The following is a 9,532-nucleotide window of genomic DNA, read 5'->3' as shown; positions in this document are numbered from 1 at the left end:
CGGGCCGGGCGCTGCGGCGTGAAGCCGTGCCGGCGCAGCCACTTGCCCACCCCCTGCTCGGTCATCGACACCCCGCACACCAGCTTGATCAGCGCCTTCACCGAGGCGCGGGTCCACAGCACGCCGCCGTGCCCGACCTCGGCAGGGGTGTAGTCCCGCATCGCCTGCAGCACCGCCCCGCGAGCTGATGAATCCAGCAACTCGCCCATTCCTGGACGCGGTTGCCGCACCACAGCGAGCAGGGCCTGACGGCCGCCGGCCCGGAAAGCCCTCCACCACGTGCCCACCGACCGCTCGGACACCCCGAACAACTCCGCGGCCTGGCCATACGTCTTGACCTGCCCGGACTCCAGCGCCGCGACCACCCGCAGCCGCAGGTCCGCCTGTGCGGCAGGCGCCAGCCGCCGCATGTCCCCACTCTCGATCACACCCGATCAACGAGCAGGAAACCCATCAGTTTCGGCTCAATAACTCGGCCCGCATGTACGGCAGTTACCCGATACGCGAGACCGCCGAACTGCAGCGCCTCAAGGATCTCCAACCGAAGGGCCAGCTCAAAAAATGCTCAAATTCGGTTCACGCCGTAGCCAACAAAAATGAATGCACCTACGCTCACCTCCGTCCCAACCGACTCCTGTGTTCGACCCGTTGGCCGGTACATCTTCCAACGGAGGTTGGGTCACGGATTAGTCCAGTATGTGGACGTCGCGAAAGCCCGATAACAGCATGGCGCAAAAGGCGAGCACGAGGTCGTTTCATCCAGAAAGGACAGTCCCCGGATGGAATTCATAAGAAGCAGGATGCGGTGGAGGCGGCTCCTGGCACTTCCCGTCGCGGCGCTTGCCTGCGTTCTGGCAGGTGCCGGTCTCAGTCCCGCTGCGGGGCAGGAAACAGAGGCGGAGGCATTCGTCCCCGGCACCTCGTACTTCGACGAGAACGGCTACACCGAGTACGTGGCCGGCAACCTACCGGTCATCTTCACCGCCCCGCACGGAGGGTCGCTGACCCCGGAAGACATCCCCGCCCGGACCTCCGCTACCTGCGGGCCGAAAACCGTCACCCAGACCGACCTGAACACACAGGACCTCGCCCGCCAGATCCAGCAGGCCTTCTTCGCCAAGACGGGCAAGTACCCGCACGTCGTCATCAACCGTCTCGCCCGTTCACGCCTTGACGCCAACCGCGACATCGGGGCGGCAGCGTGCGGCAACCCGTCGGCCGAACAAGCCTGGCACGACTACCACAAGTTCATCGACGCCGCCAAGGCGGACGTGCGCGCCGAGTTCGGCCGGGGCTGGTACACGGACCTCCACGGTCACGGGCACGCCGTCCAGCGCCTGGAGCTCGGCTACCAGTTGACCCCGGAAACGCTGCGCCTGTCCGACGCCGAGCTGGACGCTGCGCCGGCCTACGAGCAGGCCGCGTCGTTCCGGACGTTCTCCGAGGAATCACCGCTGCCGTTCTCGGCGCTCCTGCGCGGCCCGACGGCGCTCGGCACCTACCTCGCCGACGCGGGATATCCGTCCGTACCGAGCCGGCAGGATCCCGCCCCGCAGGTGGACGAACCCTATTTCACGGGCGCGGATCCCGGGTACAACACCCCGCGGCACGGCTGCGCGAACGGCGGCCACATCTGCGGGGTGCAGATCGAGACGCACTACGACGGCGTGCGGAGGACTCTGACCGACCGCTCCAACTTCGCGACCGCGCTCGCCGACGTCTACCCGGACTTCCTCGCGCAGTTCGGTATCCGGATCGAGCCTAAGGCGCAGACTCCGCCCGCGCCGGGCGACGAGGTCATCGTCGACAACCTGAACTCTTTCAATGACCCGGCCAAGGCGCGTTTCGCCACCTCGGGCAGCTGGGTGGATGGCAACAACAGCCAGTCCCACGGCCTCAACTTCCGGCTGTTGTCCAACCCGTCAGCGAAAGACACCGCGGAGTTCCGATTCCACGTTCCGACGCCAGGGTCGTATGCGATTGATGCCTGGTGGCCGGCGCAGTCCGGTCGATCCGGGAACGTCGTGTACCAGATCCACGAGGCCGACGGCAGCACCGCACTCGCGGAATCGGTGCGCGATCAGCGCGTCGACGGGGCACGGTGGAATCCGTTCGGCGTTCACCACTTCAGCAAGGCGGGTTGGGCCAAGGTGGTGGTGGCGCAATCTCCCGGCTCAACCGGTTCGCTTGCCGCGGACGCCGTCCGGGTGACTCTCACGCACCTGACACCGTCGGAAGGTGTTGCGGTGCTGGCGGGGCTCGTCGGTGAGCTGCCGGTCACCGCGGGCAACGCGCAGGCGCTGAACGCGAAGCTCGATGCCGCGAGCGCGCGGTTCGGCCGCGGCAACGTCGAGGCGGGAAAGAAACAGCTCGGTGCGTTCATCAACCAGGTGATGGCCTTCGAACGGGAGGGAAGCCTCTCGGCCGGGCAGGCGCGGCCGGTCGTCGAATACGCGGAGCGCGTGATCCGCGACGCTGACCGGCAGACCGGGCAGTGACACCGGACCGGACGTTCGGCGACGAAGGGAGGGCATGACGCGCCCTGGAAGAGCCCCGGGGCTGCGCCCTGCCGGCAGACCTGTCGGCAGGGCGCAGCCCCGGCCCGAGGGCACTCGGGGACAGGTCCCCAGGGCGGGGATCGCGATGTCCTTGTCCCGATCGCTCATCGGCGCCAGACGGAGCAGGGCGAAGGCGTTGGTGGCGGTGAGGTGGGCCGGGCGCGGCGGCACGGGAGGTCGTGATGCCGTCCGCATCGGTCCGCGGGAAGACGATCAAAGGCCGGTGTGCGCGGCTCGCCGCTGGGCAGTCAGGGCCGTGACCTGCGCGGATGATGTACCGGCACCCGCAACGTCACCAACCGGGCGGCCGCACGGTGCCCATCACACGGGTCACGGTGATCTCGATGACCACGCGCTCGGGGTTGGGACGGGGCGGCCGGTAGCGCTCGGCATAGCGCCGTTCGGCCTCGGCGACGGACTCCGGATCGTCCTTGACCAGCGCGGTGCCTTCRAGGGTGCACCAGCGGCGCCCCTCGACCTGGCTGACCGCGACCGTCGCGCCGGGTCCGGCYGCCCGGACGTTGCGGACCTTCTTGCTGCCGACGCTGCTGATGATGCGTGCGATGCCGGCCTCGGGATCGAAGGYGACSCCCACGGGGACGAGATGCGGACTGCCGTCCGGGCGGTGGGTGGCCAGGAAGCAGATCCGTCGTTCCCGCCAGAAACGGTCCTCCTCCGCCCCGGACGGAGGCACGTCGGTGGTCATGGTGGTCCTTCGTCGAGCCAGTAGCGCGCCGATTCTCCCAGCCCGGCAGCCTCCGAGCACCGGGTCTCTCCGGTCGGGCGAGAGGGGAGGACCAGGAGGGCAGAAAAGGTGCGGCGACCTTCCACAACCACGGCGGCCACCGAGTGATCGAGATCGTGTCCTGGCCGTGTGCGAGTGAACGTCGGCTCGTACGCCGACAACGCCCGCCGCAGCACGCACGCGTTGCCTGTGCCGTTCGGAAATTCGTCGCCGCTGGTCAGGCCGCATATCTGTACTCGTTGATCACACTGCCAGGTATTCGGGCGCGTAGAAGCCGGTGAGCGGACGGGGTCACCATGGGCGGCGGGTGCACCCGGGCCAGGAGAGGGAGCTGTCCACGAGCCTGGTGGGGGCGATGACCGTTGTAATGCCGGGCGCAGGAATCGAGGACCTGCCTCGTGTGCGTCTCGTTCCAGAGCAACAGGTGGTCGAGGGCCTCGCGCCGCAGGGTTCCGATGATCCGTTCGCCGTGCACGTTCATCCGAGGGGCCCGCGGCGCGGCCCTGACGATGCGGATGCCGCCGACTGCGAAGACCGCGTCGAAGGACTCGGTGTACTGCGCGTCCCGGTCGCGGAGCAGGAAACGCAGCGAGTCSACCCGAATGCCCGACTCGACGGCGAGGTTTCCTGCCTGTTGCACCGCCCAGGACCCGGGGGGATGGGCGGGTCCCTTCGGCKATGTGCAGCCTGCGTGTGCCGTGTCCGGGGAACACCGGCGCGTAGACCCGGCGCAGGCCGGCCAGGTCGAGGGGCAGGAAGTCGCAGGCGACGATGTCCTCGGCCTGCGCGGTCAGGAACGCGCGCCACGTCGGTCCGCTGCGGCGTGGGGCTGGGTCGATGCCCGCTGCGGTGAGGATCTCCCAGACCGTCGTCGAGCCGACCGGGTGTCCGAGCCGGACCAGTTCTCCTTGGATCCGTCGACCGCCCCAGCGGGGATTTTGCTGGGCGAGCTGCAGGAGCAGAGCCTTCACCGCACTCGCGGTCACCGGTCTCCCGGGCCTGCTCCGGCGCTTGCTRCAGTCCCRYTTCCGGGTGATGAGCCTGCGGTGCCATGCCGRCAGCGTCGCGGGCGTCAYCGGGAACACCTGCGCCCACCGGCGCCGGGGGAGCAGCGAGGACAGTGCTGCGAACCACAGCCGATCCGTCGGCTCGTATCGCACCGGACTCGTGAGCTGCCTGCGCAGCACCGCGTTCTCGTGGCGCAGCACCAGCATTTCCGCGTCCTTGGCCAGGTTCCGGCGCAGCAGCACCGCCGGAACTGCGAGCAGCTTGCGTACCACCCGATACACCAGTGAGACGATCACCCGGGCAGGGTTCCAGCAGACCGTGATGCCGCGCCAGACCCCCTCCGGGCAGCAGCGATGATTTTCCGAACGGTACACGGTGCGCTGTGCTTCGAGAGGGTCGACCTGGGCGATGAAGCCCGGCGATACGCGGTGCGCGGGTGGTCGGGGGCATGGGGGCCGGTTCGTCCGAGGACCGGTGGGATCAGCCCGTGGCGGCCCGCTCGATCAGATCCGCGGCCGTGTGCAGCCCGTCGCGCGCCCGGATCGTCTCACCGGCCTCGGTGAGGGTGCGCCGCAGAGTCGTATCGCCGAGCAGACGGCCGATGGCGCCGTGGAGTTGGGCGTCGGTGAAGCGATAGGGGTCGAGCCGGATACCGTAACCCAGTTCGGTCATGCGCTGGGCGTTGTCGTACTGGTCCCAGAACAGCGGCAGCAGGACCATGGGCTTGCCGAAGTGGAGGGCCTCGGTGGTCGTGTTGTTGCCGCCGTGCGTGATGACGAGGTCGACCAGCGGGAGGATCCGGGTCTGCGGCAGGAACTCCTTGCCCCACATGTTCGGCGGCAGCTCGATTTCCTCGTGCAGTGGGCCTTTGGAGACGATGTAGCGGTGCGGGGTGCGGGCGAGCGAGGCGATGACCTTGCGCATGAGGTCCACGTCGGCTGAGCCGAGCGAGCCGAGGCTGAAATAGATCAGCGCGCCGCCGCCGGCCAGGCCGGGCGGCAGCGTGAACCTCTCTTGCGTCTCGCGAACGGAGGAGTCCAGCCGGTGCCAGGTGGGGCCCAGCGGACGGGCGTCCGTGTAGTCGGCCGACTCGGGATAGACGTACAGGTTCAGATCGCCCTCGTGGATGAACTCCAGATCGGGCAGCGGACGCGCGCCCTGCTCGGTCACCCAGGCGCTGAAGTCGCTCCACAGGCTCCGGTGCGTGCGCTCGTACTCGGCGCGGAACTCGTTCCACTTGCTCCGGTCCCCGGCCGGATACCCGGAGAACGGCGGCGGCACGCGCTCTCCTTTCGTCTCCAGCGGGTTGCAGGAAACGATCCGCACGAAAGGAATGCCCGCCGTGGTCAAGGCTGGGAAGCACACGACGTTGTCTTCGACGATCACATCCGGCCGGACCCGGTCGATGATCTCCTTCATCTGCGGCTCGCAGTACCGGGCGCCGGAGATCAGTTCCTCCCACACTGGCTTGATCCAGGTGCTCAACTGCTCGATGGTCGGCTTCCGGAACTCGGGCGCGGTGTTGCGTATGAAGTCTTTCCAGAACTGGCCCGCGTCCTGGGGCTGTTCGGGCGGTGGGGCCAGATCGACCAGGTCCTCCTCGAAACCGAGCGGCGCGAGGCGGCCCTTCCAGGATGCCTCCGCGGCGAACACCACGCGGTGCCCCCGGCGGCGCAGGACATCCCCGATCCCTACGCAGTTGTTCGTCGGCCCGTACGCGCTCTCCGGTGCGAAGAGGATGGTCAGGGGCCGTAACGATCTTCCCGTGGGTGGCAAGCCCAACTCCTTTACCTGCGACGGTGGTTCCGAAGTCTCGCACCGGATCCGAATGCCGGGCAAGACCGTCAGAACCGCCGCGCTCGGGCCGCCGCTCGGCACTGTCACGTTGGCTGACCGGGGGGGGATGATCTTCAGGTTGATCATGCGGGGAGGGGCCGTTTGTGTACACCGCGCCGCCGTCGTACCAGGGGCACCGGTACCCAGTCGAGATCATCTCCCACTGTGTGTGGCGGTACCATCGCTTCCCGCTGTCGTACCGCGAGGTCGAGGAACTGGTGCTCGAGCGTGGCGTGACCGTCTCCCACGAGACCATCCGCCGCTGGTGCGCCACGTTCGGGCAGTCCTACGCCGGCGCGCTGCGCCGGCGGCGGCCCCGGCCCGGGGATACCTGGCATCTGGACGAGGTGTTCGTGAAGATCAACGGGGAGCTGACGTACCTGTAGCGGGCCGTCGACGCCGGCGGCACCGTGCTCGACATTCTTTTCCAGAATCGGCGGGACAAGGCCGCGGCCCGGCGCTTCTTCCGCCGCCTGCTGAAGACGACCTGTACGGTGCCGCGGGTGGTGGTCACGGACCAGCTCCGCAGTTACGGGGCCGCCCACCGCGAGGTGATGCCCTCCGTCGAGCACCGCTCCCACCAGGGCCTGAACCACCGGGCCGAGAACAGCCACCAGCCCACACGGCAACGCGCACGCGCCATGAAAGGCTTCCGCTCCGTCGGCGGAACCCAAAGGTTCCTGGCCGCGTTCAGTCAGATCTCACCGCACTTCCGGCCCCGCCGCCACCTGATGGCCGCACCCGACTATCGCGCCGAGATGCGGCACCGCTTCATCACCTGGAACCAGATCACCGGGACCACCGCCATGCGCGCCACGGCCTGACCCAGAGCCCGCCACCTCACATCGACTTGATGCCCTATCAGCCGTCCTGCTCATAGACAACTTGACAACACCAGTCCCTCGGAGGCGGACTGCTCGTCGCCGAAGACCTGCACCGCCTCGGTGACCGCCACGGCCAGTTCGGCCTCTGCCTTGCGGACCTTGGCCTCGGCCTTGTCCACGGTGTGGACCACCGCCAGCTGACGGCGCTGCCTCTCCTGGAATCTCTGTTTACGGGAGGGGGTCTTGGCAGGGTTCTGCACAGCCATGGCCAAGATCGTAATCAGTCGGGTGCACGCCCATGAAATCGACAGCTCACCCGCATGACCGGGGCGTTCACGGCTCGAAGGCTCAGCACCGGCGGTCCCGTGAAGCTGTTGCTCAAGGCAGGTGCGGTGCCGGGGCGTTGTCACGCTGACGGCGGGTGCCTGTCGATGGGGCGTTGTCAGGTTGTGGGGTTCCCCGCGCTGAGCCGGACAGCCTGATACTGGGACGGAAGGCCTGGAGGAAGCAGTCCCGGAAAGTGAGCAAGAAGAGCAACACGCGCAAGCGGTACACGGCCGAGTTCACACGCGACGCGGTCGCGTCGGTGCACTCGTGGGAGAGGACGGTCACCGAGGGGGCCCGGGAGCTCGGTGCCAGTGCCGGGGCACTGCGCAACCGGGCCGGGCAGGACCAGGCCGACCGCGGGCACGGGTCGGCGGGCGCCCCGACCGGCGGCGAGGAAGAAGAGTTGCGGTGTCTGCGGCGGGAGAACCGGGAACAGCGGCAGACCATCGAGGTCCTGAGGAAAGCCGCGGCCTTCTTCGCGGGGGAATCGACGAGGCAGCCGTGCGCTACGCGTTCATCGATGCGGAGAAGGCCACCGCGCACGCCCCGGACGGTCACGGCGTCAGCCTGATGGGCAAGGTCGCGGGGTGTCCCGCTCCGGCCACTGCACCGGGCGTGCCGCACGCCCGGTCGCCGGGGCGCGAGCGGGCGAAGGGACCGAGCTGGTCACAAAGATCCGCAAGCTCCACGTGCGGTCCCGCCGCGTCTGCGGCGCCCCGAGGAGCACGGCCGCACCACGCCGCACGGGACGGCGGATCAACCGGAAGGGGGGTCGAGCGGCTGATGCGCGAGCACGGCGTCCGGGGCATCACCCTTCCTCCCGGCCGGAGGTGACCTCACCTCCATCGGGCCCGGCACCAAGCCGGTCCCGGACAGCACCTGTCCGCCCGCCCTGGCCGGCTGGGAGTACCTCGCCACCGTCATCGACCCGGCGGCCCGGGAGGTGACCGGCTGTGCGACGGCCGGCCACCACCGCGCCTTTCCGGTCGTCGACGCGCTGAGGACGGCCGCCGGCCGCGGGCTGTTCACGGAGGGCTGCATTGCGCACCGCGGACCGCGGAGCCGAGTACACCTCGCGCGAATACCGCAGCCCGCTACGGAAGTTGGAAATGCGGCAGAGCATGGGCAGAACCGGCTCCTGCTGCGATAACGCCGCAGCCGAGAGCTTTTTCGGGCTGCTGAAAGCGGAGATCGGGACCACCATCCGGGAGTCCCGTAAGGCTGCCCGTGCCGACGTCTTCCGCTTCATCGAGGTCGAGTACAACCGCACCCGTCTGCGCAAGCACCCCGTCTACGGGTACGTCACCCCGCTCGAGACCAGAGCGCTGACGACGCAAGACCTCGCCCCGCACCGTAACCACCCGCTGTCCACGATCAGGGGGAGCTTCAGTCTGACACCAGGTCGCCCCGCGGGACACCGATCCCTCACGCTGTTACGCACCGCAACCGCCATGTTGCCGAGAAGACCTCACTGTCCGTTCGGATTGCACTCGATCGCCATCCAGTGCTCCGGGGGTGTCCCCGTCGCCGGTCAGCGCGAAGTCGAAGCAGCCGAAGACCAGGCCGAAGGCGGCCAGGTAGCTGTGCAACGCGGCCTCGATGGGGGGCTGGGACTGTGATGGCGGCAGTGGATCAGGTCGTCTCCCAGTTGCCGCAGCGTCAGTCCAGGGCGTCGGTCGGGGCGGCGACCTGTTGGGCTAAAACACGTCGGCCGACCGGGACCCCCGCGCCCACGCCGACAACGCGTACGAGCACAAAGACCGCATCGTGCCCGCCCATATCAAGGGACCAGCCGACAAGCCACTCAAGTCCGGCGAGACCATGCACCTCTGAGACCACCAGCCAGAGGACTGAACAGAGGCAAGACCAATCTCACCGGGATTTCCTGCACCTCAACTACAATCACCGCAGGTCATGGCCTGTCAAAACTTCTGACAGCGACACCGGTTTTCCGCTCCGCTCCTACCCGGACCGCAACTGTCCACGGCGAGCGGCCTGGCGCCTGCACGGCACCGGCAATGCCTGGGGCGCCTGCCACTCCCGCGTCCTGCTCGGCGGCGGCGTGCACCAGACCGCCACCGCGCTCGAGGCGGCCGCCCGCGCCGCCGGCCTGCGCGGCGCCAAGCGCGAGGGCATCGACGAGGCCGTGAACTACCTGACCAGCAAGGCCGAACACCTGCGCTGCGACACCGCCCTGGAACGCGGCTGACCAATCGCCACCGGCGTCATCGAGG

The 9,532-nt window shown here is 68.5% G+C and carries 8 protein-coding genes and 2 pseudogenes; 5 read left to right on the top strand and 5 right to left on the bottom strand.

Annotated features, from left to right (window positions below):
- A partial coding sequence (locus tag DIZ27_RS20680; protein ID WP_146228974.1) for a winged helix-turn-helix domain-containing protein occupies window positions 1-410 on the bottom strand: 410 nt, incomplete at its 3' end.
- Window positions 411-779: 369 nt separating this feature from the next.
- Between DIZ27_RS20680 and DIZ27_RS20675 the strand changes: the two genes are divergently transcribed.
- A complete protein-coding gene (locus DIZ27_RS20675) occupies window positions 780-2,498 on the top strand; it encodes an N-formylglutamate amidohydrolase (protein ID WP_258308487.1) in 1,719 nt (572 codons plus the stop codon).
- 352 nt (window positions 2,499-2,850) lie between these two features.
- Here the strand turns inward: DIZ27_RS20675 and DIZ27_RS20670 are convergent, their stop codons facing one another.
- The 3 genes and pseudogenes from DIZ27_RS20670 to DIZ27_RS20660 all read right to left on the bottom strand — a co-directional run bounded on the left by DIZ27_RS20670 (window position 2,851) and on the right by DIZ27_RS20660 (window position 6,087).
- Window positions 2,851-3,264, bottom strand: coding sequence for a pyridoxamine 5'-phosphate oxidase family protein (locus tag DIZ27_RS20670; protein ID WP_109379909.1), 414 nt, complete (start codon window positions 3,262-3,264; stop codon window positions 2,851-2,853).
- Between the two features lie 256 nt (window positions 3,265-3,520).
- A pseudogene (locus tag DIZ27_RS20665) lies at window positions 3,521-4,607 on the bottom strand (integrase core domain-containing protein).
- 184 nt (window positions 4,608-4,791) lie between these two features.
- The gene (locus DIZ27_RS20660; protein ID WP_258308486.1) at window positions 4,792-6,087 is read right to left on the bottom strand and encodes a glycosyltransferase; all 1,296 of its coding nucleotides are present in this window, start codon (window positions 6,085-6,087) and stop codon (window positions 4,792-4,794) included.
- Between the two features lie 164 nt (window positions 6,088-6,251).
- Here DIZ27_RS20660 and DIZ27_RS20655 point away from each other — a divergent pair.
- A pseudogene (locus DIZ27_RS20655) lies at window positions 6,252-6,971 on the top strand (IS6 family transposase).
- Between the two features lie 50 nt (window positions 6,972-7,021).
- On the opposite strand, the gene DIZ27_RS20650 reads toward DIZ27_RS20655, so the two are convergent.
- Window positions 7,022-7,237: a hypothetical protein gene (locus DIZ27_RS20650; RefSeq protein ID WP_258308485.1), complete on the bottom strand. Its 216-nt coding sequence runs from the start codon at window positions 7,235-7,237 to the stop codon at window positions 7,022-7,024.
- A gap of 254 nt (window positions 7,238-7,491) precedes the next feature.
- Here DIZ27_RS20650 and DIZ27_RS20645 point away from each other — a divergent pair, with 254 nt between their 5' ends.
- The 3 genes from DIZ27_RS20645 to DIZ27_RS45815 all read left to right on the top strand — a co-directional run bounded on the left by DIZ27_RS20645 (window position 7,492) and on the right by DIZ27_RS45815 (window position 9,507).
- Entirely contained in the window at window positions 7,492-7,869 is a 378-nt protein-coding gene (locus DIZ27_RS20645) for a transposase (RefSeq protein WP_109379908.1), read from the top strand.
- A gap of 469 nt (window positions 7,870-8,338) precedes the next feature.
- Window positions 8,339-8,917, top strand: coding sequence for an integrase core domain-containing protein (locus DIZ27_RS48470; RefSeq protein ID WP_181383622.1), 579 nt, complete (start codon window positions 8,339-8,341; stop codon window positions 8,915-8,917).
- Window positions 8,918-9,360: 443 nt separating this feature from the next.
- Window positions 9,361-9,507, top strand: a complete 147-nt coding sequence (locus DIZ27_RS45815; RefSeq protein WP_181383621.1) for a hypothetical protein — start codon at window positions 9,361-9,363, stop codon at window positions 9,505-9,507.
- The last annotated feature ends 25 nt before the right edge of the window (window positions 9,508-9,532 follow it).

The organism is Streptomyces sp. NWU339, assembly GCF_003143855.1.
Taxonomy (GTDB): domain Bacteria; phylum Actinomycetota; class Actinomycetes; order Streptomycetales; family Streptomycetaceae; genus Streptomyces.
Note: the sequence above shows the minus strand (reverse complement) of the source record. Positions and strands in the feature narration are given on the sequence as shown.

Bases quoted from the DNA above. Each gene is read 5' to 3' on its own strand.
- DIZ27_RS20675 (WP_258308487.1), top strand. From the start codon at position 780: ATGGAATTCATAAGAAGCAGGATGCGGTGGAGGCGGCTCCTGGCACTT.
- DIZ27_RS20650 (WP_258308485.1), bottom strand. From the start codon at position 7,237: ATGGCTGTGCAGAACCCTGCCAAGACCCCCTCCCGTAAACAGAGATTC.